This window comes from Xanthomonas sp. SS (assembly GCF_014236835.1).
Lineage (GTDB): Bacteria > Pseudomonadota > Gammaproteobacteria > Xanthomonadales > Xanthomonadaceae > Xanthomonas_A.
This window is the reverse complement of record NZ_CP051190.1, coordinates 4,958,973-4,980,925: the sequence shown is the minus strand read 5'-3', so window position 1 is coordinate 4,980,925 and position 21,953 is coordinate 4,958,973. Positions and strand designations below refer to the sequence as shown.

Here is a 21,953-nt window from a genome sequence, read left to right as displayed (position 1 = left end):
ATGCCTGTGGTCTTCATTCACTTGCCCGATGAAGTCGATGCGGTTCCTGCCGGTCGCCTGACGTTGCTGGAAGACGGCACCGAGTTGCGCGCGTCCAGGTTCGCCTACGGCCGGCGTTATCTGGACCGGCGCGACCCGAGCGCGGTGGCAGTCGATCCGGTATCGCTGCCCCTTGCCGATGCAGCGGGAGAGCAGGTTCCGGCGAACGGTCTGGCCATGTTCGGCGCGCTTCGGGATGCCACCCCGGACGACTGGGGTCGCCGGGTGATCGAGAACCGCCTGGGCGTGCCGGCGAACGGGTTGCCGGAATCCACGTATCTGTTGCTGGCGGGTTCAAACCGCGTAGGGGCGCTGGATGTTCGCGAAGAACTGGAGAGCGGGCCGGCCGCTGGCGCGTTGCCACGGGTACTCGACCTGCAGCACCTGGTGGACGCGGCTGGGCGGGTCGAGGAAGGCCTACCTGTGCCGGCGCATCTGCAGTTCTACTTCGAAGGCGCTCCTTCGCTGGGCGGGGCGCGGCCCAAGGCCCCGATCGCCCATGCGGGCCGGGAGTGGATCGCCAAGTTCCCGTCGGTCAGGGACCGTTTCAACGTACCGGCAGTCGAGCGAGCCACCCTGGAGCTGGCACGTCGTGCGGGTCTTACCGTACCCCGCACCGAACTCGTCACCCTGGTCGATGGTCGACAGATCATGCTGATCGAGCGCTTCGACCGGGAGCCGGTGGAGCGCGGGATGAGTCGGAAGCATGTGGTCAGCGCGCTGACGATGCTCGGCCTGGATGAGCATCAGTCCCCGGCATCCAGCTACGGGGCTATCGTCAGCGCGATCGAAGGGTTTGCGGCAGAAGGCAGCGTTGCGACCCAGCGCGAAGAGCTGTTCTCGCGCATGGTGTTCAACATCCTTGTCACCAATGACGACGACCACCTTCGCAACCATGCCTTTGTCCACGAGGACGGCGCCTGGAATCTGAGTCCGCTCTACGATGTGGTTCCCAAGGGGCAGGCGGGAACCGAGCGCAACCTGCACCTGGGTGTCGGTCCGCGAGGTAGGCGCGCCACCTTGGACAATGCGCTGCATGGTTGCGGAGCATTCGGCCTGTTCCCCGCGCGCGCTGCGCAACTGATCGGCGGGATCGTAGCGGCGACCCGGACGTGGCGAGAGGTCTTCGAAGAACTGGGAGTTCCGATGCGCGACTGTGATGCCGTGGCAACGGCCTTCAGGCGTGCATCCGATATCGGCATGCGCGAGGTCGAGCGCCATCTCGCCTGAGCAGGCCCGACTTCACTCGCAACGGCGCGGCGGCACTTCCCGGTGGCGGTAAGTGCTTGCGACACAAGGGAAAGGCATGCATAATGCGCGGCTCGCTGTGCCCGGCTCCGGTCGGAACGGCGGCCGGATGCGCGATCTCCGGCCGGCCTCTCCCAGCGTAACTGCTTGATTTCCCACGTCGCGTGGTGGCCCACAAGGCTGCCGGGGCCGCCGTCTCCCAGGCTATGGGCGACTCAAACTTTCTATCGAGGTGCGTAATGTCCCGCGTATGCCAAGTGTCCGGCAAGCGTGTGCAGACGGGTAACAACGTCTCCCACGCCAACAACAGAACCCGTCGTCGCTTCCTGCCCAACCTGCACGAGCGCCGCTTCTGGGTCGCCAGCGAGAACCGCTGGATCAAGCTCCGTGTTTCCGCGCATGCGTTGCGCACCATCGACAAGAACGGGATCGATGCCGTTCTGAAAGAGCTGCGCGCGCGCGGCGAAAAGGTCTGAGGAGTAAACAATCATGGCAGGCAAGCGTGACAAGATCCGTATGATTTCCTCGGCCGCCACCGGCCACTTCTACACCACGGACAAGAACAAGAAGAACACTCCGGGGAAGATGGAAATGATGAAGTACGACCCGGTCGTGCGTAAGCACGTGATGTACAAGGAAGGCAAGATCAAGTGATCGACTGATCGCTGGATCGCCTTTCGAGGTCGACACGGAACCCGCCGCAAGGCGGGTTTTGTGCGTCTGGGCCTGCACATTTTGTTCTGACTGCGGGGCCGTCGCCGCTGTGCGAGGCGGACGCCCGGCGCGCGCCGCCAGCCGCGGCGCTGCACGCAACGGTTGCGTTTGCCGCCGCAGCCCGCAGAATCGGGCGACTTGGCTTGCGAAGGGTCGCGATGCTGCCGTTCTGGTTGGAAGGCACCTGGTTGCTGGCGCTGGATTGGCTGATCCGGCTGGTGGCGTTGCTGTGGATTCCCGCGCGCACCACGCCCGGCGCGGCGCGCAGCTGGCTGCTGCTGGTCGGGTTCGTGCCGGTGCTTGGCCTGCCGCTGTACCTGCTGCTGGGCCATCCGTGGCTGTCGCGCGAGCGCATCCAGCGCCAGGCGCAGGCTTCGCAGGTGATCCGCGAGCAGCAGGTGCCGTTGACCGCGCTGCGCTGGACCCCGCCCGCCGACACCGCGATCGCCGAAGTGGTGCCGCTGATCGAGCGCCAGGGCGATTTCATGCCCACCCACGGCAATACGGTGGAATTGCTCGATCGCTATGCGGACTCGCTGCAGGCGCTGATCGACGACATCGACGCGGCGGTGGAGCGCGTGCATCTGCTGTACTACCTGATGTTCGACGATACGGTCGGCGACACGGTCGTGGCGGCGTTGTTGCGAGCCGCCGCGCGCGGCGTGCGTTGCCGCCTGCTGCTCGATGCGCGCGGCGGCAAGCGCGGGCTGCGCCGCTACCGCAAGCGCCTGCGCGCGGCCGGCGTCGAGGTGCAGGCGCTGCTGCCGGGCGGTTTGCGCTGGCGCCGCAGCGGGCGCATGGACCTGCGCAACCATCGCAAAATCGCGGTCATCGACAACCGCGTCGGCTACACCGGTTCGCAGAACCTGGCCGCGGCCGAATTCGTGCGCGGCCATCCCAACCGCGAACTGGTGGTGCGCCTGCAGGGGCCGGTGGTCGGGCACCTGGAGGCGGTGTTCGCCAGCGACTGGTTCATCGAGACCGGGCAGCGCCTGCGCGTGGCCGATGGCACTGGGGTGCACGGTGCCGACACCGCCACGCAACTGCTGCCCAGCGGCCCGGCGTATCCGTTCGAGAACGCGCGCGATGCGGTCAATGCGCTGATCCATCTGGCGCGGCGGCGGATCGTGATGGTGACGCCGTACTTCGTGCCCGACGAGGCCACGCTCAGCGCGCTGCGCATCGCCGCGCTGTCCGGGGTGGACGTGCAGCTGATCCTGTCGGAGAGCAGCAACCAGCGGCTCACCGCCTGGGCGCAGGAGGCGTACTACGACGAACTGCTGCGCAGCGGGGTCAAGATCGCGCTGTACCGGCCGTGTTTCCTGCATGCCAAGCACCTGAGCGTGGACGAGGGCATCGCCCTGGTCGGCTCGATCAACCTGGACATCCGCTCCTTCGCGCTGAATGCCGAGATCGGCGTGCTGTGCTATTGCGCCGAGGTGGTGCAGCGGCTGCGCGCGGTGGAGGCCGACTACCTGGCCGATGCGCGCGCGCTGTCGCTGCAGGACTGGCGCAAGCGGCCCACCTGGCGCCGCAGCCGCGAAGGCATCGCCCGCCTGGCCGATGCGTTGATGTGAGTGCGCACGTACATGACAGCATGATGTCGCCGCCATGCGCGATGCTCGCGCCGACATGAGCGATGGTTCTTAGCCGCGGGCGGAGCCGGCGAGGGCATCCCTTACAATCGCCGGCATGAGCGACCTCCTGCCCACCGCCTCCGATGGCGACTGCGACTGCGATATCGCCATCGTCGGCGGCGGCGCGGCCGGCACCTTGGTGGCGCTGCACCTGCTGCGGCAGGCCACGCAGGCGCTGCGGCTGCAGCTGATCGAACCGCAGGCGGCGCTGGCGCAGGGCGTGGCCTATGCGACGCCGTGCGCGGAGCACCTGCTGAACGTGCCGGCCGGGCGCATGAGCGCCTTCGCCGAACTGCCCGACGACTTCCTCGACTGGCTGCAGCAGCAGGCGCTGTATCCGGCACTGCAGCGCGATGCGCTGGCGCAGGCCTATGTGCAGCGCCGCCATTACGCCGATTACCTGCGCGCGCGGCTGGCGCAGGCGCACGCGGCGAGTCCGGCGCAGCTGCAGTGGCGGCAGCAGCGGGTGCTGGCGCTGGACAGGGATGCGCATGGCCAGGCGCTGCAACTGCAGGATGGCGCGACGCTGCGCGCGCAGGCGACGGTGCTGGCGCTGGGCAACAGCCTGCGTCCGCTGCCGGCGCGCGGCGCGGCCAGCCTGCCCGCGCACGTGCGGGTGGATGCCTGGAACTACGAGCAGCTGCGCGCGATCCCGCGCGAATCCACGGTGTGCATCGTCGGCGCCGGGCTGAGCATGGCCGACAGCGTGCTGACCCTGCTCGCCAATGCGCACCGCGGCCCGGTCCACGTGATCTCGCGGCACGCGGTCCTGCCGCTGCCGCATGCCGAGCATGCCGGCCACGCCGCGGCCGACTTCGACCCACAACCGTTGCTGGCGCTGCCGTTGCGCCAGCGCCTGCGCGCGCTGCGCCGGCATGCGGCTGCGGCACAGGCGCGCGGCCTGCCGTGGCAGAGCGTGATGGAGCGGCTGCGGCCACTGGGCCAGGCGCTGTGGCAGTCGCTGTCGGCCACCGAACAGCGGCGTTTCCTGCGCCATGCCGTGCGCTACTGGGACGCGCACCGGCACCGCATCGCCGCGCCGGTGTTCGCGCAACTGCAGGCGATGCGCCGGGTCGGCCAGCTGCGCGTGCATCGCGCGCGATTGGACACGGTGTTCCCGGTCGGCGCCTGCGTGCAGGTCAACGCGGTCGGTCCCGACGGGCTGGCGCTGCAACTGGACGCGCACTACCTGATCAATGCCACCGGCGTGGAGCTGCGCGCGCAGACCATGCGCAATCCGCTGCTGCACCAACTGCTGGGCTGCGGCCACGCCGCGCCCGGCCCGCACGGCATCGGCGTGGCCACCGCGCCCGACGGGGCGCTGCTCGACGCCGACGGCCATGCCGACCCGAACATCCGCGTGCTCGGCAGCCTGCGCATCGGCAGCCTGTGGGAAAGCCTGGCGATCCCGGAGTTGCGCGTGCAGGCGCAGCAGCAGGCGCAGGCGTTGCTGGGCGAAGTGCGGCCGGCGAGCGCCGACACGAACTGAAGGCGTGCCTGGCTGCCATCATGGCGCCTGCGCAGTGCGCGCTGGCCGGTTTTCAACGGTCGCGCGTTCGAACCTCCGCGATCGGTCGATACTAGGCGCTACCGCCGGCCCACCCGGGAGCAGGAATGCCTTTGCAGTGGCGCGTTCCACTTCCGCCGCACGCACAAGACGGCGCGCTAGGATCGTTCGGAAAATCAGGAAGCCATGGCATGGAACGTCTTTACTTCGCGACAGCGCTTTCGCTGACCCTGCATCAGATCGACGCCGCCTTCTGGCAGGAATGGAAGATGTTCGCCGTTCCCGGGGGCATCCAGGGATTCCTGGCATTCAACGGCGTTGCGGTCGGTGCGCTTCTCTACGGTTATCGAAGCGTCCTGCTGCGCGGTCGCCATGCACGAGCATGGGCGCTCGGTTGTGGTGGCGTGGGGGTGACCACCTTCATCCTGCACGCTGGCTTTGCGCTATCGGGCCGCAAGGACTTCAGCCTCCCGCTCTCGGTGCTCGCCATTCTGGCTTGCCTGGCGTTCGGCACGGCGCTGCTGGTGACAGCGCTACGCCCTCGCCCGGTCCAGTGAACGCGCCTCCTCGGCCACCGCAGGATGTCCGCTTCCGGTAACAAGCGGACATGGGCAGACGAACGCAGCACATGGTCCCGCACAGCGAAGTCGACGCGATGCGACGAAGACGGCCCCCGCGGCGCAGGCTTCAGGCAGCGATATGAAAGGCGGCACGGCAATAGCGCGTCATGGCGCGCTTCTGTCCACATACGGCCGCGACTGCAAAATCACCACCTCGTCGCCGACCACGGCCCATTCGATGTCCTGGTCCGCGCCGCCCAGCGCCTGCTTGGTGGAGGCGCCGACCCTGGCCAGCCGCGCGATCAGCGCGTCGGTCAGCACCTGGCGCGAGCCGGTGATGGGCACTTCGCGCACGCCGCCAGCGGCGTTGGCCACGAGCTGCGTGTCTTCGGCCGATCGGCTCAGCACCTGCACCGCCTTGGACCAGGTCGAATACATCACCTGTTCGGCCTGGCGCTTGCCCTCCACCACGCGGATGCCGAGTCCGCGCTTGGCCGAGATGTAGGTGATGTGGCGGCGGGCGGCATCGAACGGATCGCGGGTGATCATCACCCCCGAACTATCCGAGGGCGCGGCCAGCTGCACCAGCACCGCCATGGCCACCGCATCCTGGCGCAACCCTGCCGCCGTGCGCGCCTCGTACGCCTCGAAGTTGTAGACCGAGGCCCACACCGTCTGCACGGCCTTGGCCAAGGCTTCGGCGCGGGTCACATTGGGCACGGTGGTGTACAGGCCGGCGCCGCTGAAGCCCGGCAGATCCTCGGAGTTGGACGAACTGCGCACGAACACCGGACCGCCCTGGAGTTGATCGCGCCATTGCGCGTCCAGCACGCGAACGAAAGCGGGATCGGGCGCGGCGTCGGCGATCTCGGCACGCAGCGCCGCCAGCGCCTCGCGACGGACGTTCGCGTCGGTAGCGAAACCCGGGCGACGCTGCAGGTCCTGCAGGCGCTGCGGAATCCGCAGTCGCTGCATCGCCGCCTGGTAGTGCGAGAACGGGATGCAGAAGCCGTCCGGCACGCGCGCGGCCGGCGGCAGCGCCGCCTTCAGCGTGCCGAGGTTGGCGGCCTTGACGCCGCAGTGGCCGCTGTCGCGCGCACGCAAGGCGGCCAGGGGCTTGAGCGCGACCACCGTCAGGTCCGGGCGCGGCAGGTTGCGCGCCGCCGGACGGGCGGCCGCGGGCGATGGCGTCCTTGGCGGGCGCGTCAGTGGCGTCACCCGGTAGTCGTTATGGGTGACCTCCAGCGCCACCCAACGGCCGTCGTACTGGCGCAGGGCGGTCTGCGCATCGCGCACATAGACATTGGGAATGCCCCAGCCCTTGGCCAGCAGGTTGACGTGGGACAGCAGGGTGGACGGGCGCTGCGTCACCAGGCCCGCGACCGGCGCCAAGGCGATCGGCACCTCGTCCAGGACGGGGATATCGCGCGGCGACAGCGTGCGCAGCTGTTCCTCGGAGCGCACGATGCGCAGCCGCCCCTCGGCGCGGCCCGTGTTCAACGGCAGGAACCGCTGCTCGCGCAGCAGCGCCTCCTGGCTGACGTAGGCCAGCCCCATGGAACTGGCCAGCTGCTCGTGCTGGGTGGAGTTGGTCTTGAAGCGGATCGGGTCGTGGAACGAGGCATGGACCACGTCGTCGGTCTGCCGCAGCAAGGGCGCGGTGAGCTGGTCGCCCTCCCAGAACTCGTAGGTGTAGCCGGGCAGGTCCCGCTGCCAGCTGATGGTGCCGAACAGGAAGCGCCGCTGCGGGTCGCGGTACTGCGCGTTGCGCGTCGCCTTGTCCATGACGCGCACCAGCCGCTGCTGCTGCACGAACTGCTCGTGCAGCGCATGCCGGGGCGTATTGATGTAGTAGATGCGCGCGGCGTTCTGCCGGTCGATCACGAAGATCAGATGCGGCATCTCCAGCGCGGTCCCGGCGTTGTAGACCCGGGCGAGCTGCATGAACTGCGCGCGGCTGTCGATGCGCGACAGATAATCCGGCCCCTGCGTCGGCTGCAGCGGGGAGGTGCCGCTGCTCTGGCGGTATTCGTAGGGCGACGGTTTGCGCGCGGTCTGCGCCATCGCAGGCGCGGTACACCCCACCAGCAGCGCGAGCGTGGCGGCCGATGCGAACAGGCGCTGGCGCCAGGCAAAGTGCGTACGGGATCGGTCCATGATGCCGATGCGGGAATTGGGAGTGCGGATCTTAAGCCAGTCCCGTCGGCTTTGGACGCCGAAGGCGCTGCCGCAAGCGCCGCATGGGGATCGGCCGCATGCTCGGTTCCTGGCGCGCAGGCGTCGACGATGGCCGCCTGCAGCGCCTGATCGACGACAGCCAGGCGGCGGCGGCCTGTCCGTCTTGCCGTGGCCGACGCTGCGCGCGTGCGTGACGATCGCCGCCGGCCGGCTGTTCGCAGCGGGGTAAACGCGCCGCCGCGGCCGCTTTTTCGCGATCCGGTTGCCCGGTCGCAGCCGATGCGCCGCCGCAACCGGTAAAATACCCGGGTGGATGTCTCCCATTTTCTCGATGATCTGAACCCCGCCCAGCGCGAGGCCGTCTCCGCCCCGTCCGGCCATTACCTGGTCCTGGCCGGCGCCGGGTCCGGCAAGACGCGCGTGCTCACCCACCGCATCGCCTGGCTCAACGAAGTCCACGGCGTGCCGGTGCACGGCATCTTTGCGGTCACCTTCACCAACAAAGCGGCTGGCGAGATGCGCCACCGCACCGACCTGCAACTGCGCAACGGCAGCCGCGGCATGTGGATCGGCACCTTCCACGGCCTGGCGCATCGCCTGCTGCGCCTGCACTGGCCCGACGCCAAGCTGCCGGAAAGCTTCCAGGTGCTGGATTCGGACGACCAGCTGCGCCTGGTCAAGCGTGTCGTGCAGCAGCTGGAACTGGACGAGGGCAAGTTCCCGCCCAAGCAGATCGTGTGGTGGATCAACCAGCAGAAGGACGAGGGCCGGCGTGCGCAGCACATCCAGCCCGAGCCGCGCGACGAGTGGACCACCACCTTGCGCAGCGCCTACGCGCTGTACCAGGAGCGTTGCGACCGCGCGGGCCTGGTCGATTTCGCCGAGCTGCTGCTGCGCGCCCACGAGCTGCTGCGCGACAACCCGGCATTGCTGGCGCATTACCGCAGCCGCTTCAGCGAGATCCTGGTCGACGAGTTCCAGGACACCAACGCGATCCAGTATGCGTTCGTGCGCGTGCTCGCCGGCGATACCGGACGCGTGTTCGTGGTCGGCGACGACGACCAGGCAATCTACGGCTGGCGCGGCGCCAAGGTCGAGAACGTGCAGCGCTTCCTGAAGGATTTCCCGAACGCGCAGACCATCCGCCTGGAGCAGAACTACCGCTCCAGCGCCAACATCCTTAACGCCGCCAACGCGGTGATCGCGCACAACCCGGACCGCATCGGCAAGCAGCTGTGGACCGATTCGGGCGATGGCGACCCGATCGACCTGTACGCGGCCTACAACGAGATCGACGAGGCGCGCTACGTGGTCGAGCGCGTGCGCCAATGGGTGCGCGACGGCGGCAGCTACAGCGAGGCGGCGGTGCTCTACCGCAGCAACGCGCAGTCGCGCGCGTTCGAAGAATCGCTGATCGCCGAGCAGGTGCCGTACCGCGTCTACGGCGGCATGCGCTTCTTCGAGCGCGCCGAAATCAAGGACACCCTGGCCTACCTGCGCATGGTCGCCAACCGCGCCGACGACGCGGCGTTCGAGCGCGCGGTGAACACGCCCACGCGCGGCATCGGCGACCGCACCCTGGACGAAGTGCGGCGCCTGGCGCGCGCGCAGTCGCTGTCGCTGTGGGCCGCCGCGCAACAGGCCGCGCAGCAGGGCGGCGACCTGGCCGCGCGGGCGCGCAACGCGCTGGCGCAGTTCCTGGGGCTGATCGAGCAGCTCTCCGCCGAAGTGGCCGGCCTGCCGTTGCCGGAGCAGATCGACCAGGTGCTGGCGCGCTCGGCGCTGCGCGAGCACTGGAGCAAGGAAAGCCGCGGCGGGCTGGATTCGGAATCGCGCACCGACAACCTCGACGAACTGGTCTCGGTCGCCTCGCGCTTCGTGCGTGCCGACAACGACGAGGACGCCGACGAAGGCCGCCAGGCGATGACCGAACTGGTCGCGTTCCTGGCCTATGCCTCGCTGGAGGCCGGCGAAGGCCAGGCCCAGGCCGGCGAGGAGGGCGTGCAGTTGATGACGCTGCATTCGGCCAAGGGCCTGGAATTCCCGCTGGTGTTCCTGGTCGGCATGGAAGATGGCCTGTTCCCCAGCGCGCGTTCGCTGGAAGAGAGCGGGCGCCTGGAAGAAGAGCGGCGCCTGGCCTACGTCGGCATCACCCGCGCCCGGCACAAGCTGGTGCTCAGCTACGCCGAGTCGCGGCGCATCCACGGCCAGGACAACTACAACGTGCCTTCGCGCTTCCTGCGCGAAATCCCGCGCGAGCTGCTGCACGAAGTGCGGCCGAAGGTGCAGGTGTCGCGCAATGCCTCGCTGGGCGCGCCGCGCAACCTCGGCCACAGCGCCATCGAAGCGCCGGCGATCCGGCTCGGCGCCAACGTGCAGCACCCCAAGTTCGGCGGCGGCGTGGTCATCGACTACGAAGGCAATGGCGCGCACGCGCGGGTGCAGGTGCAGTTCGACGAGGTCGGCGCGAAGTGGCTGGTGATGGCGTACGCGAATCTGACGGTGATCTAGGCCGTTAGCGCGATCGGGATGGGCCACTTTGCCGAGTCCCGATCGCGTCGACAGGCCCCAGGCCGCGTCTGCCATTCCTGGGCGGCTTGATCGGGAATCGGCCGCACGCCCTGGCCCTGCTCTTTGTCGCCGGGCCGCATGCCGCAGCGAGTTGGAGCGGCGCGCTGCGAGGGGCCCGCAGGCACGCAGTCGCTCGCGGCGGCGGCCTTCCCCGCTGGCGCATCCGCGGGATCCGCCGGCCAGCCTGCCAGCCTGCACTGCAACGGCCGCGTTTGCCGCGCAGATCCCGCGCCCGCGCCTCCACTCATCCGTTCCGACGACCGCTCACGCGGCGTGCCGCCCGTCCGTCATAGGTCGCTGGAGTGCGACGCCTGGGCGCGCCAGCCTTGCCCTACATCACCAAGGGGAAGGCGCATGACACATCGTTTGGCGTGGTTGTTGGCAGCGGTCCTGGCCATGGCCGGCACCGCGCATGCCGCGGCGGGGGCTGCTGCGGCCCCAGCGGAGGCGGGCCTGGCCCAGGCGGCCACGGACTTCTTCAAGGACGCCGGGCCAGGTGGCGTGGTGCTGGTGACCCGCGGCGATCGGGTGCTGCTGCGCCAGGCCTATGGCCTGTCCGATGTGGAGAATGGCGTGCCGATGCAGCCGGAGTCGGCATTGCGCCTGGCATCGGTCACCAAGCAGTTCACCGCGGTGGCGGTGCTGCAGCTGGTCCAGGCCGGCAAGCTGGACCTGGAGGCGACGCTGCTGTCGCTGGATCCGGCATTGCACGGCCCGTTGGCGAACGTGACGATCCGCCAGCTGCTGACGCATACCTCGGGCATCAAGAACGTCAGCAGCATCCCCGCCTCGCGCGCTGCGCGCCGCGAGGACACCGACGCCATGCGCCTGATCGGGTACTTCCAGGACCTGCCGCTGGAGTTCGCGCCGGGCGCGCGGTTCCGCTACAGCAATTCCAACTACATCGTGCTGACCCATCTGATCGAACGCCTTACCGGCCAGCCCTACGCGGCCTACATGCAGCAGGCCATCTTTCAGCCGCTGGGCATGACCCACACGCGCTACGACGATCACCTGGCGCTGGTCCCGCACCGCGCCCATGGCTATCGCCGTGCCGGGCAGGCGCTGCAGAACGCGGACTTCATCAGCATGTCGCAGCCGCAGGGCGCCGGCGGCCTGATCAGCAGCGTGGACGACCTGGCGATCTGGCACCGCGCGCTGCGCGACGCCACGCTGCTGCCGGCCGCCGCGCTCGCCCAGGCCATGGCCAAGACCAGGCTCGCCGACGGCACCCTGTCGCCCTATGGCTTCGGCTGGATCATCGGCCAGGCGAACGGATTGCCGGACGTGGAGCACGGCGGCTTCATCAACGGCTTCAACAGCTACGTGGTGCGCATCGGCGAGCCGGACGTGTTCGTGGCGGTGCTCACCAATGCCGAGTTCCTGGATCCCACCACGCTGGCCGTGCGCCTGGCGGCGATGGCGGCCGGGCGGCCGTATGCCGGCACGGACCCGGCGCATGCGCTGCCGCCGGGCCGCACCGGGCAGTACCGGTTCGCCGACGGCGCCCGCGTGCTTGCGCAAGTGGATGGCCGCCTGCAGCTGCAGCGCGACGGCGAGGATGCGCTGCCGCTGCAGGCGCATGCGGACGGCCGCTACTATCTGGACGGGGGACTGGATGCGTTGAGCTTCGGCCAGGACCGCGCTGGCCGGGCCACGATGACCTTGCACGACCGGCTGATGGGCGACAGCACCGGCGTGCGCGAGGCGGATGCGGCTACAGGCTCAACAGTTCCCTGAAGCGCGCGCTCTGCCGCCGCGATACCTCCACCTCCAACCCGCCGCGCAGCGTGAGCAGCAGGCCGCCGTTGCTCCAGGGCGCCACCTGCTCCACGTAGTCGAGATTGACGATGTATTTGCGGCTGGCGCGGAAGAACTTGTCCGGCGCCAGCTGCGCCTCGATCGCGCCGAGCGGGCGATACAGCAGCGGCGCATGCTGCTGGAAGTGGACGCGGCTGTAGTTCCCGACCGCCTCGATGACGCGTACGTCGCGCGGCTTGACCAGGAAGCAGTGCTCGCCGTCCTTGATGAAGATGGCGCTGTCCATCGAACGCCGCGCCGGGCTCGCCGGCATCGACTCGGACAGCTTCTGGATCGCCTGCGCGAGCCGCTGCGGTTCGATCGGCTTGAGCAGGTAGTCCACGGTGTTGAACGCGAAGGCCTTCAGCGCATAGGCATCGAAGGCGGTGGTGAAGACGATGCGCGGCACCTGCGACAGGCGTTCGAGCACGTCGAAGGCATTGCCGCCGGGCAGATCGATATCCAGGAACACCACATCGGGCGCGACCGCTTCGATCAGCGCGACCGCCGCCTCCACGTCGGCCGCGTGGCCGACCACGCTCACCTGCGGATAGGCCTTGAGTTGATGCTGCAACTCGAAACGGGCCAGTTCCGAATCCTCCACGATCACCGCTTCGATCACGCCGCCGCTCCTATCCACACGCTGGCCACCACGCACTCTTCCTCTTGAACCAGGCGCAAGCCGGCGCTGGGCCCGAACGACAGCAGCAGGCGCTGGCGCAGGTTGTTCAAGCCGGTGCCTTGTCCGTCGTCGCTGCGCAGCCGGCCGCTATTGCGCACCTCCAGGTGCAGACCGCCGCGCTGCATGGCCACGCAGACCTGCAGTTCGCCGCCGGTGCTGCTCGGCCCCAGGCCATGCTTGATCGCATTCTCCACCAGCAGCTGCAGGCAGAAGCGCGGCACGCGCATCGCCAGCGCCTGCGGGTCCACCTGTTCCTGGTAGCGCAGCCGCGCGCCCAGCTGCAGGCCGACCAGGCCCAGGTAGTCGCGCACCACATCGAGTTCTTCGCGTACCGACACCAGGGCCTCGTCGCCGCCGGAGAACTGATAGCGCAGCGTGGCCGCGAAGCGCGTCAGTTGCTCGCGCGCCGCCTCCGGGTCCTTGAGGATCAACGCGCGGATGTTGTTGAGCGTATTGAAGGTGAAATGCGGGCTGAGCTGGCCCAGCAGGCGCTGCAGTTGCGCGTCCTTCAACGCCAGCTGCAGATCGCGTTGGGTGCGTGCCGCCTGCTGCAGCCGGGTCTGCCGGCTGATGGCCAGGTACAGCAGGCTCCAGGCGATATACGCCACGGCCAGCAGCGGCGCGCGCGACATCGCCGGTTGCGCTTCCCGCAGCGCTGCCAGGGCCGGGGCCAGGCCTGCGCCCAGGGACAGCGCGGCGTGGAACAGCAGGTCGATCGCCACGGCCGCCAGCACGCTTGCGGCAAACAGGATGCCCAGCCAGCGCACATCGCCATAGCCATCGGCCTGCAACCGCCGGTAGATCCAGCGCAACCCCAGGCTTCCCGCCAGCCCGGCCGCACTCAATGCGCACATCGCCATGAACTGCAGCGCATCGGCGATCGCGGCTTCGCTCGGACGCGCGGCGTAGGCGATCGACAGGAACAGCGACCAGCCGAACGCTTGCAGCAGCCAGAACTTGGGCGTCACGGAGGGCATGTCCGGCAATCGGGCCGCTACTTTAGCGCCGTTGCAGGCCGCTGCGTCGCCCTTGTTCGCAGCGCGGCGCGGTTACACCCCGGCGGCGCCTGGCGTCGGCTTCGTCTGCAATCGTGGCCGCGGGGGATGCTGGGCGCCCGCAGTCGCAGCGCCCGCCGATGCAGCCTGGCGGCTCACTGCCCGGCAGGCGGTTGCCAAAGCTCCACCTTGTTGCCTTCCGGATCGATGACCCAGGCGAATTTCCCGTATTCGGAGTCGTCCACGCGCTCGAGCACGTTGCAGCCTTCCTCGCGCAATACCGCAACCAGCGCGTGCAGATCTTCGACCCGGTAATTGATCATGAAAGGCGCGGTGCTGGGCGCGAACTGATCGCCTTGCGCCGCGCCGATCGACCAGATGGTGCTGCCGGCGACCGGCGTACCGGCAGCGTCGGTCCAGGAGAACGCGGTGCCGCCCCATTCCTGCACGTCGATGCCCAGGTGCCGCTTGTACCAAGCCTGCAACGCCGCAGCGTCGTTGGCCTTGAAGAAGATGCCGCCAATGCCGGTGACGCGCTTCATCGGATGTTCCAGGACGGGGCGATGGTCGAGGATGGTTTCGCGGCTTGGTCGCAGCGTCAAGCCGCGCCGCGGCACGGCATCAAGCGCCAGACGCTTGCGCCTGGGGGAATGCGTTCATTCCCAGAAGCTGTACTTGCGCGCCAGTGCCAGTTGCTCGCCGCCGGCGAAATGGCCGGCCAGTTCCTTGAACCCCACCGTTCCGACGAAGGTGGAGGAGGGGCAGCCCGGCGTCGCGTGCGGCGGCAGCGCGATGCGCACCTGGTCGGCGGTCATCGTCACCTGGCCGATCGCCGGCGGCCCGGCCTTGCCGTCGGCGCACTGCACGATCGCGTAGTAATCCTGGCCTGCGCTCGCGCCACGATCGGCCTTGACGATGAAGATCTCGTAGCCGTACAGCAGGCCGTCCTTGTCCAGTTCCAGGGTCGAGAACATGCCGGTCTGGCGCGGCTGGCAACCGCTCAGCGCCAGCGCCGCCAGCGCCAGCAGGACCATGCGCCGGACGATCTTCTTGGGGGAAGGGGCGATGGCGCGATCGCGCCTGGGGTGCGCGGCGAACGCTGGCGCTGTCGTCTTCACGAACCGATCGAACATGGAACTTCCTTCTGGCGTCCGTTGCATGAGCTGCGCCGCCACGCACTGACGCAAACGGGTGAGCGTCCGGCACGGCGAAGGCGTACGACAGGAATGTGCTGATGATCACATAATCTGAGCGAGTCCCGCCACATTTCGAACGGGGGGGCGCGGTTGGCTTGGCGCTGCGCCGCGGTGGTCGGATGGCGGTCGGACTCGGCACCGGAGGGGTGCGGCCGTTCACCGCCGCCGCCTGCCCTGGATCGGAAGATCGCCCCACGCCGAGCGGAGACGATGCCGCGCGGGGGTCACCGCGGTTGGCGGTCGTCGCGGTAGCCCGTCCCATGGCCGCGCCGTGTCGCTGCGCTGCCGCGGCGCCGGCGCGCCTCGGCCACGGCGTAGCCGGCGGTCGCCAGCAGCAGCGGCCCCAGGTAATAGAAGGCGCGATAGGCGAGCAAGGCGGCGAGCAGCTGTGGCTGCGGCGCCTGCGCGCCGAGCATGGGCAGAAACACCGCCTCCAGCACGCCGATGCCGGCGGGAATGTGCGCGATGGCGGAGGCAACCGCCGCCATCAGCAGCGCTCCGAGCACCGACACATAGTCCACGCCCGGCGGCATCAGCACGAACAGCAGGGTGCCCATCAGCGTCCAATTGGCGGCGCCCAGCGCCAGCTGCAGCCCTGCCAGCCGCAGCGGCGGCAGATGCAGGGCATGGCCGCGGACCTCGAGCGCGCGTCCGCGCGCCAGGTGGCAGGCCAGCAGATACGCGGCCACGGCCAGCAGCATCGCCGCGCCCAGCCACGGCAGGTGCGCCGTGCCCAGCGGCCACTGCGGCGGGGTGCGCAAGCGGCCGCTGGCGAACAGCGTGCCGGCCAGCAGCAGGTAGCCCATCCAGTTGGTGCCGATGGCGAAGGCGACGATGCGGCCGATGGTCGCCAGCGGTAGTCCCGCGCGCGCGTACAGCCGGTAGCGGAAGCCCGCGCCGCCGACCAGCGCGCCGACGTTGAGGCTGAACGCGTAGGCGATGACCGCGATGGACATCACCCGCGGCGTGGCCAGCGTGTGTCCGGCATAGCGCCGCGCGGCCAGGTCGTAGCAGGCGTACAACGCGTAGCTGGCCAGGGTCAGTCCGGCTGCGATCGCCAGGGGGCCACCGCCGTAGCCGGCCAGCGTGGCGCCGACCTGCGCCCAATCCACCGAGCGCCCATAGCGCACCAGCAGGAACGCCACCAGCGCCAGGAACGCCAGATAGGCGGCGCGGCGCATCCACTGCCAGCGTCGGCGGCGGGCGGGCACGGTGGGCACGGCAGTCATGGCGACGGACCGCCGCGGCGCGGCGGGCGCAGCAGCGCCGTGCGCGGCGTGCGCGCCGGCAGGCGGCTGGCCCATTGCGGGAAATTGCGCAGCACATGGAACAGCACCGGGCGCAGCACCGGTTGCCAGAGGCGCCCACGCGGCACGTTCGCCGGCGCGACCCGGCGGCAGTGCGCGTCCATGAGCCGGCGCAGGCAACCACGCAGTTCGCGTGCGAATGCCGCATCGCGGATCAGCAGGTTGGCCTCCAGGTTGAGCGACAGGCTCAGCGGGTCCAGATTGCTGGACCCCACCGTGCTCCAGTGGTCGTCGATCACCGCGACCTTGCCGTGGAACGGGCGTTCGCAGTATTCGAAGATGTGCACGCCCGCGTCCACCAGGTGCCGGTACAGGGCACGCGCGGCGATCAGCGCCAGCGGCGTGTCCGGCTGCCCCTGGAACAGCATGCACACCCTGACCCCGCGCCGCGATGCGGCGCACAGGTCGCGCAGGAAACCGTAGCCGGGGAAGAAATACGCGTTGGCGATGACGATCTCGCGCTGCGCCTGGCGGAACGCCTGCCGATAGGCGCGCTCGATGCTGCGCGAGCGGCGCCCGTTGTCGCGCGGCAGGAAACACACCTCGGCCGCGCCTGCGGCGCGCGCTGCGTCCGCCAGCTCCTGCGGCTGCCATCCTTCGCCGGTGCCGTGGGTCCGCATCGCCCGGTGCATGAAGGACACGATGTCCGCCACCACCGGTCCCTCGACCTCCACGGCGTAGTCCTGCTTGGCCTCCGGGCCGAAATCGGTCAGGTGATCCGCGGCGTAGTTGATGCCGCCGACCATGCCGATCGTGCCGTCGACGACCAGCAGCTTGCGGTGCATGCGCCGAAACACATTGAGGCGGATGCCGAGCAGCGTCGGCTGGCGGTCGAACATGCGCAACTCGACCCCGGCCTCGATCAGCTCGCGCACGAACCCCGGCGACAGGTCCGGCGAGCCGAACGCATCTACCAGCAGGTGCACGCGTACGCCGCGCCGCGCCGCTGCGACCAGACGGTCCTTGAGCGGGATGCCGACCTTGTCCTCGAACCAGAGGAAGGTTTCCAGCAGCACTTCGCGCTGCGCGGCGTCGATGGCCGCATACACCCGCGCGAAGTAGACATCGCCGTTCTCCAGCAGGCGCAGGCGGTGGCCCTGGCGCCAGCGCGAATCGATCGCCCGCGCCCGCTTCACAGCGCGATCCTCGCCAGCAGCGGCGCATGGTCGGACAGGTGCGACCAGGGCCTGCCGGTCAGCACGCGCGCCGCTTCGATGCGGGCGTTGCGCAGATAGATGCGGTCCACCGGCAGCAGCGGCCAGCGCGACGGGAAAGTCCGCGCCACACGTCCATGCAGGTGCTCGAAGGCTTCCTGCAAACCGCAGCGGCGCAACAGCGGATGGCCGCGCACGCGCCAGTCGTTGAAATCGCCGGCCACGATCAGCGGCGCGTCGGCCGGAATCTCCTCGGCGACGATGCCGCACAGCAGCCCGATCTGCCGCTGCCGGTGCGCCTCGCGCAGGCCCAGGTGCACACAGACCGTGTGCAGCTGGGCATCGAGGCCGGGTATCCGCACGATGGCGTGCAGCAGCCCGCGCTGTTCGTGACCGTGCACCGACACGTCGCGGTTGGCCGACGACGCGATCGGGAAGCGCGACAGCAGCGCGTTGCCGTGGTGGCCGTGCGGATAGACCGCGTTGCGGCCGTAGGCGAACTGCGGCCACAGGGTGTCGGCGAGGAATTCGTACTGGGTCTGCGCCGGCCAATCGGTATGGCGTATTGCATGCAGCGCATGCTCGCCCAGCACTTCCTGCAGGAACACCATCTCGGCGGACACGGCGCGGATCGCCTCGCGCAATCCGGGCAGCACGAAACGGCGGTTGAGCAGATTGAAGCCCATGTGCACGTTGACGGTCAGCACGTTGATCGAGGGCATGCGCGACCCGGACGGGGAACCGTCCTTCATTCTGCCGACGCGGTGCGTGCGGGGCGTGAGGATTGCAGGCGCGCCGGTTCGACTGCGCTTCCCGCCCATCGCTGACCGTTGGCGTGCCTCACGGCGAACCGGCGTGCGTTCCCGCCGCGCCTGGCGCATCGAGTGGCTTCACAGAGGAGGCCGGACGATCGAGAACGCCGCGCGAGACGCTGCAGCCTGCAACTCGCAGGTCAATGGCACCGCCATTCGGTGCCATCGACGCATGGCCTGGGCGAGCGGCCGAGGCGAGCGCGGGTAGGTGCCTCAGCCATCCAGCTTGCGCCGAGCGGCTGCGGCGCAAGCGATGTGGGCCAAGCCGGCTAGGAACCGGTAGCCAGCCGCATCAGCGCCGCGCGGCGATGACCTGGCTCAGGCTGTCCGGCGTGCCGTCCACCCGCACCAGGTGCGGGTACTGCAGGCCGTCGTGGTAGTTCACCTCCACGCTGCGCACGCCGCCCTGGAACTTCAGCGTCAGCACGATCGGCGCGGTGCCGCCCTTGGCCTCGGCGATGGCCTGCTTGAGTACCTCGCGCGTGTAGTCCTGGCCGTTGACCGCCAGCAGCGTGGCGCCGGTGCTGACGCCCGCCTTGAACGCGGGGCCGTCCCACACCACGTCGTTGATGCTGGCATCGTCGTTCATCACCAGGCCGATCGACCAGGCGAAGTTGTAGCGGTGGCGCGCCGACTGGTGGCGGCTGTCGTACTGCTTCTCGAACGCGCTCGGCTGGTCGGTATAAACCAGCTTCCAGCCGCTGGCCTGCAGCCCTTCCAGCAGCGGCGGGTTCACCGCATCCACGCGCGGTGCGAGGTAGCCGGCCCAGTCGAACGCGGCCACGCCATCGAGTGCGGCCACCACATCGTCGAAGCTGTAGGTCCTGACTGTGTGGCTGCCATCGTCCACGTCGAAGAAGGCCTTGGCGAAATCGTCCAGCGACTTGCGGCCGTGGCTGAGCGCGCGCAGCTTGGCGTCCACCGCCAGCCACAGCATCTGCCCGCCGCTGTAATAGTCCTCGCTCATCTGCCAGCTGCGGTAGGGCAGCGGCGCGCGATGCGCGGCGGTGGGATCGTTGGTGGTGTCCTTCAGCGAACGCCACTGAAAGCCTTCGCGGTTGCGGTCGTAGTTGGCCGCGGTCATCGCCAGCGCATCGCGGAACTGTTCCGGCGTCCACATCCCGGCGCGCGCGGTGAGCACATAGCCCCAATACTGGGTCTGCCCCTCGTAGACCCACAGCAGCGAATCGCCCATCGGCACGTTGAAGGTGGGCGTCCACAGATCGGCCGGGCGCCGGAACTTGCCGTTCCACGAATGCGTGTACTCGTGCGCCAGCAGATCGCGGTCGGGCGCGTTGTCGGCCCAGGCGCTGAAGTAGTCCGCCTCCAACCCGTTCTCGCTGGACTGGTGGTGTTCCAGACCGTTGCCGCCCAGCACATCGGACAGCGAGAACAGGAAATCGTAATGGTCGTAGTGATGCGAGCCGAACAGCTTCAGCGCCTGCACGGCCAGGTTGCGGTGCGCCTGCAACTGCGCAGGCGTGATCTCCAGCGACGCCGGCGTATCGGCGACGACGTCCAGATGCACCGGCGCGCTGCCCGGCGGGGTGAGATCCACGCGCTTGAAATAGCGGCCGGCGTAGATCGGCGAATCGACCAGGGTTTCGAAATCGACCGGCTTGAACGTGGTGCTGGCGCCGGACTGCGTGGCGGTCTCCAGCGCCGTGCCGAACTGCCAGCCTGCGGGCAGGGTCACGCTGGGCACCACGGTGATGCCGTGCGTGTAGTGGCCGGCCGGATACAAGGCCAGCTTGTTCCATTCCAGCTGCAGCATCCTGTCGGTCATCTCGAAGCCGTCGTCACGCGGCGACAGGTACTGAAAGCTGGCCTCGATCGCGGACACGCCCTGCGGCACGTCCACGTGGAAGCTGTAGACATCGAAGGTGTCGCGGCGCCACGCCAGCGGCGCGCCGTTGGCGGTGAGCGTCAGCCCGGCCAGCATCGCCACCGGCCCGCTCGGCGAATGGTCGCCGGGGATCCACTGCGGATACTGCAGCGTCAGCCGCCCGGCCGCGACCGGAATCGTCTCGCGCACCCGGTAGATGCCCTGGCGCATGTCGCCGGCATCCACCTGCAGCGCGATGCTGCCGGGATACGGCGTGTCCTGCGGCGGCGGCACGTCGGGCGTGCGCACGGTTTGCGCGCCGGCATTACCCGCCAGCGACAAGGAAACGCTCAGGGCCAGCGCCAGGCGTGCGCGACGGGGGACGAGACGGATGGCAGCGGGCATGGCGGGGCTCCGGGTCTGGATTGGGTGGCGTCAAGCGCGCGACAGTAGCACCGGTGGGGACGCCCAGTGCGGCAGATGGATCGGTCCGTAGTGGCGGCGTGCGCTGGTGGTCGGTGCGATGATGTGCCCTCCCCAATGCCTGGGAGGGCAGGATGCGTAGCGAGAAAGACAAGATGCTGGCCGGCGAGCCGTATCGGCCCGGCGATGCGCAGTTGCAGGCCGATCAGGCCGCGGCCAAGGCGTGGATGGTGCGCTACAACGCGGCGCTGGCCGAGCCGCCGGCGACGCGGCGCGCGTTGCTGGCCGAGCGGTTGGGCGCGGTCGGGCGCGGGGCGGTGGTGCGGCCGCCGTTCCATTGCGACTACGGCTACAACGTCTTCCTCGGCGAGGACGTGTTCCTCAACTTCAATTGCGTGATCCTGGACGTGTGCAAGGTCAGCATCGGCGATGGCACCCAGATCGGGCCGGCGGTGCAACTGTATGCGGCCGACCATCCGCGCGATGCGGCGCAGCGTGCGGCCGGGCTGGAATTCGGCCGGCCGCTGACGATCGGCCGCAATGTGTGGATCGGCGGCGGGGCGATCGTGCTGCCCGGGGTGACGATCGGCGACGATGCGGTGATCGGCGCAGGCAGCGTGGTCACCCGCGACGTGCCTGCCGGTGCGCGCGTGGCCGGCAATCCGGCGCGCGCGCTGGCGTCGCGACCGCCCGGAAATTGATCCCGGTCAAGGCGCGGCGTCCGCGCCGGGTGTCCAATGCTGCCCATGCCGCTGTGAGCGGCGTTACCGGAGCACGCAGATGTACCAGCGCATACTGATTGCGATCGATGGTTCCGAGTTGTCCGCCAAGGGGCTGCAGCAGGGCCTGGCGCTGGCCGCCAGGCTCGGTGCGGAAGTGGATGTGGTGACCGTGTCCGAGCCCTGGGCGATGGGCATGTACGACGCGATGGGCTGGAGCGTGGGCTACGAGGCCACGCCCGAATATCGGCAGGACCGCGAAGAGGGCGCGCAGAAGATCCTGGCGCCGGCGCTGGCCGCCGCCGAGGCCACCGGGGTGATCGCGCACGGCTGCCATGTGCTCGATCGCTATCCGGCGGAGGGCATCATCGATATCGCCATGGCGCACCGCTGCGATCTGATCGTGATGACCTCGCACGGCCGCCGCGGCATGAGCCGGGTGCTGCTCGGCAGCCAGACCGCCGAGGTGCTGGCGCGCAGCCAGGTGCCGGTGCTGGTGATTCGTTGAGGTTGGATTGCTGGGCGATGCTTTCTGTAGGAGCGGCTTCAGCCGCGACAGGATCTTGCCGGGAACGGTCGCGCTGGG

General features: G+C 69.2%; 19 protein-coding genes. 10 read left to right on the top strand and 9 right to left on the bottom strand.

Features of this window, described 5'->3' with window-relative positions; genetic code table 11:
- The 6 genes from HEP74_RS21020 (at nt 1) to HEP74_RS20995 (ending at nt 5,702) form a co-directional block, all read left to right on the top strand.
- Nucleotides 1-1,269 carry a type II toxin-antitoxin system HipA family toxin gene (locus tag HEP74_RS21020; protein ID WP_185814511.1) on the top strand — a complete coding sequence of 423 codons (1,269 nt, stop codon included), beginning with the start codon at nt 1-3 and terminating at the stop codon, nt 1,267-1,269.
- 257 nt (nt 1,270-1,526) lie between these two features.
- Nucleotides 1,527-1,763 carry a 50S ribosomal protein L28 gene (gene rpmB, locus HEP74_RS21015; protein ID WP_003467012.1) on the top strand — a complete coding sequence of 79 codons (237 nt, stop codon included), beginning with the start codon at nt 1,527-1,529 and terminating at the stop codon, nt 1,761-1,763.
- Between the two features lie 10 nt (nt 1,764-1,773).
- Nucleotides 1,774-1,941, top strand: coding sequence for a 50S ribosomal protein L33 (gene rpmG, locus HEP74_RS21010; protein WP_170874102.1), 168 nt, complete (start codon nt 1,774-1,776; stop codon nt 1,939-1,941).
- A 218-nt stretch (nt 1,942-2,159) separates the two neighbouring features.
- The gene (cls, locus tag HEP74_RS21005; RefSeq protein ID WP_185814510.1) at nt 2,160-3,578 is read left to right on the top strand and encodes a cardiolipin synthase; all 1,419 of its coding nucleotides are present in this window, start codon (nt 2,160-2,162) and stop codon (nt 3,576-3,578) included.
- 115 nt (nt 3,579-3,693) lie between these two features.
- Nucleotides 3,694-5,127, top strand: coding sequence for an FAD/NAD(P)-binding protein (locus HEP74_RS21000; protein ID WP_185814509.1), 1,434 nt, complete (start codon nt 3,694-3,696; stop codon nt 5,125-5,127).
- A 209-nt stretch (nt 5,128-5,336) separates the two neighbouring features.
- Nucleotides 5,337-5,702, top strand: a complete 366-nt coding sequence (locus HEP74_RS20995; protein ID WP_185814508.1) for a DUF6713 family protein — start codon at nt 5,337-5,339, stop codon at nt 5,700-5,702.
- Nucleotides 5,703-5,870: 168 nt separating this feature from the next.
- Here HEP74_RS20995 and HEP74_RS20990 read toward each other — a convergent pair whose 3' ends face one another.
- Entirely contained in the window at nt 5,871-7,862 is a 1,992-nt protein-coding gene (locus HEP74_RS20990; RefSeq protein WP_185814507.1) for a PEP/pyruvate-binding domain-containing protein, read from the bottom strand.
- A 330-nt stretch (nt 7,863-8,192) separates the two neighbouring features.
- Here HEP74_RS20990 and uvrD point away from each other — a divergent pair, with 330 nt between their 5' ends.
- A complete protein-coding gene (gene uvrD, locus HEP74_RS20985; RefSeq protein WP_185814506.1) occupies nt 8,193-10,394 on the top strand; it encodes a DNA helicase II in 2,202 nt (733 codons plus the stop codon).
- A 414-nt stretch (nt 10,395-10,808) separates the two neighbouring features.
- Nucleotides 10,809-12,194 carry a serine hydrolase domain-containing protein gene (locus HEP74_RS20980; RefSeq protein WP_185814505.1) on the top strand — a complete coding sequence of 462 codons (1,386 nt, stop codon included), beginning with the start codon at nt 10,809-10,811 and terminating at the stop codon, nt 12,192-12,194.
- Here the strand turns inward: HEP74_RS20980 and HEP74_RS20975 are convergent.
- From HEP74_RS20975 to HEP74_RS20940, 8 genes are all read right to left on the bottom strand, one after another.
- The gene (locus tag HEP74_RS20975) at nt 12,172-12,876 is read right to left on the bottom strand and encodes a LytR/AlgR family response regulator transcription factor (protein ID WP_185814504.1); all 705 of its coding nucleotides are present in this window, start codon (nt 12,874-12,876) and stop codon (nt 12,172-12,174) included. The genes HEP74_RS20980 and HEP74_RS20975 overlap by 23 nt on opposite strands.
- Nucleotides 12,873-13,913: a sensor histidine kinase gene (locus HEP74_RS20970; RefSeq protein WP_185814503.1), complete on the bottom strand. Its 1,041-nt coding sequence runs from the start codon at nt 13,911-13,913 to the stop codon at nt 12,873-12,875. The genes HEP74_RS20975 and HEP74_RS20970 overlap by 4 nt, the downstream gene beginning before the upstream one ends.
- 173 nt (nt 13,914-14,086) lie before the next feature.
- Nucleotides 14,087-14,473 carry a VOC family protein gene (locus HEP74_RS20965; protein ID WP_185814502.1) on the bottom strand — a complete coding sequence of 129 codons (387 nt, stop codon included), beginning with the start codon at nt 14,471-14,473 and terminating at the stop codon, nt 14,087-14,089.
- A 114-nt stretch (nt 14,474-14,587) separates the two neighbouring features.
- Complete coding sequence (locus HEP74_RS20960) at nt 14,588-15,064, bottom strand: hypothetical protein (protein WP_185814501.1); 477 nt, start codon at nt 15,062-15,064, stop codon at nt 14,588-14,590.
- A gap of 287 nt (nt 15,065-15,351) precedes the next feature.
- Nucleotides 15,352-16,356 carry a putative bifunctional lysylphosphatidylglycerol flippase/synthetase gene (locus tag HEP74_RS20955; RefSeq protein ID WP_255427822.1) on the bottom strand — a complete coding sequence of 335 codons (1,005 nt, stop codon included), beginning with the start codon at nt 16,354-16,356 and terminating at the stop codon, nt 15,352-15,354.
- Nucleotides 16,353-17,570 (bottom strand): cardiolipin synthase ClsB, encoded by a 1,218-nt coding sequence (gene clsB, locus HEP74_RS20950; RefSeq protein WP_185814499.1) that lies wholly within the window; start codon nt 17,568-17,570, stop codon nt 16,353-16,355. Before clsB ends, HEP74_RS20955 begins: the two co-directional genes overlap by 4 nt.
- Nucleotides 17,567-18,310, bottom strand: a complete 744-nt coding sequence (locus HEP74_RS20945; protein ID WP_185816754.1) for an endonuclease/exonuclease/phosphatase family protein — start codon at nt 18,308-18,310, stop codon at nt 17,567-17,569. Before HEP74_RS20945 ends, clsB begins: the two co-directional genes overlap by 4 nt.
- A 382-nt stretch (nt 18,311-18,692) precedes the next feature.
- Complete coding sequence (locus HEP74_RS20940) at nt 18,693-20,630, bottom strand: M61 family metallopeptidase (RefSeq protein ID WP_185814498.1); 1,938 nt, start codon at nt 20,628-20,630, stop codon at nt 18,693-18,695.
- 152 nt (nt 20,631-20,782) lie between these two features.
- Here HEP74_RS20940 and HEP74_RS20935 point away from each other — a divergent pair, with 152 nt between their 5' ends.
- Nucleotides 20,783-21,349, top strand: coding sequence for a maltose acetyltransferase domain-containing protein (locus HEP74_RS20935; protein ID WP_185814497.1), 567 nt, complete (start codon nt 20,783-20,785; stop codon nt 21,347-21,349).
- Between the two features lie 79 nt (nt 21,350-21,428).
- Nucleotides 21,429-21,875, top strand: coding sequence for a universal stress protein (locus HEP74_RS20930; protein WP_185814496.1), 447 nt, complete (start codon nt 21,429-21,431; stop codon nt 21,873-21,875).
- Nucleotides 21,876-21,953 lie beyond the last annotated feature (78 nt).

Bases quoted from the DNA above. Each gene is read 5' to 3' on its own strand.
- HEP74_RS21020 (WP_185814511.1), top strand. From the start codon at position 1: ATGCCTGTGGTCTTCATTCACTTGCCCGATGAAGTCGATGCGGTTCCT.
- rpmB (WP_003467012.1), top strand. From the start codon at position 1,527: ATGTCCCGCGTATGCCAAGTGTCCGGCAAGCGTGTGCAGACGGGTAAC.
- cls (WP_185814510.1), top strand. From the start codon at position 2,160: ATGCTGCCGTTCTGGTTGGAAGGCACCTGGTTGCTGGCGCTGGATTGG.
- HEP74_RS21000 (WP_185814509.1), top strand. From the start codon at position 3,694: ATGAGCGACCTCCTGCCCACCGCCTCCGATGGCGACTGCGACTGCGAT.
- HEP74_RS20995 (WP_185814508.1), top strand. From the start codon at position 5,337: ATGGAACGTCTTTACTTCGCGACAGCGCTTTCGCTGACCCTGCATCAG.
- HEP74_RS20990 (WP_185814507.1), bottom strand. From the start codon at position 7,862: ATGGACCGATCCCGTACGCACTTTGCCTGGCGCCAGCGCCTGTTCGCA.
- HEP74_RS20980 (WP_185814505.1), top strand. From the start codon at position 10,809: ATGACACATCGTTTGGCGTGGTTGTTGGCAGCGGTCCTGGCCATGGCC.
- HEP74_RS20970 (WP_185814503.1), bottom strand. From the start codon at position 13,913: ATGCCCTCCGTGACGCCCAAGTTCTGGCTGCTGCAAGCGTTCGGCTGG.
- HEP74_RS20965 (WP_185814502.1), bottom strand. From the start codon at position 14,473: ATGAAGCGCGTCACCGGCATTGGCGGCATCTTCTTCAAGGCCAACGAC.
- HEP74_RS20960 (WP_185814501.1), bottom strand. From the start codon at position 15,064: ATGTTCGATCGGTTCGTGAAGACGACAGCGCCAGCGTTCGCCGCGCAC.
- HEP74_RS20955 (WP_255427822.1), bottom strand. From the start codon at position 16,356: ATGACTGCCGTGCCCACCGTGCCCGCCCGCCGCCGACGCTGGCAGTGG.
- HEP74_RS20945 (WP_185816754.1), bottom strand. From the start codon at position 18,310: ATGCCCTCGATCAACGTGCTGACCGTCAACGTGCACATGGGCTTCAAT.
- HEP74_RS20940 (WP_185814498.1), bottom strand. From the start codon at position 20,630: ATGCCCGCTGCCATCCGTCTCGTCCCCCGTCGCGCACGCCTGGCGCTG.
- HEP74_RS20935 (WP_185814497.1), top strand. From the start codon at position 20,783: ATGCGTAGCGAGAAAGACAAGATGCTGGCCGGCGAGCCGTATCGGCCC.
- HEP74_RS20930 (WP_185814496.1), top strand. From the start codon at position 21,429: ATGTACCAGCGCATACTGATTGCGATCGATGGTTCCGAGTTGTCCGCC.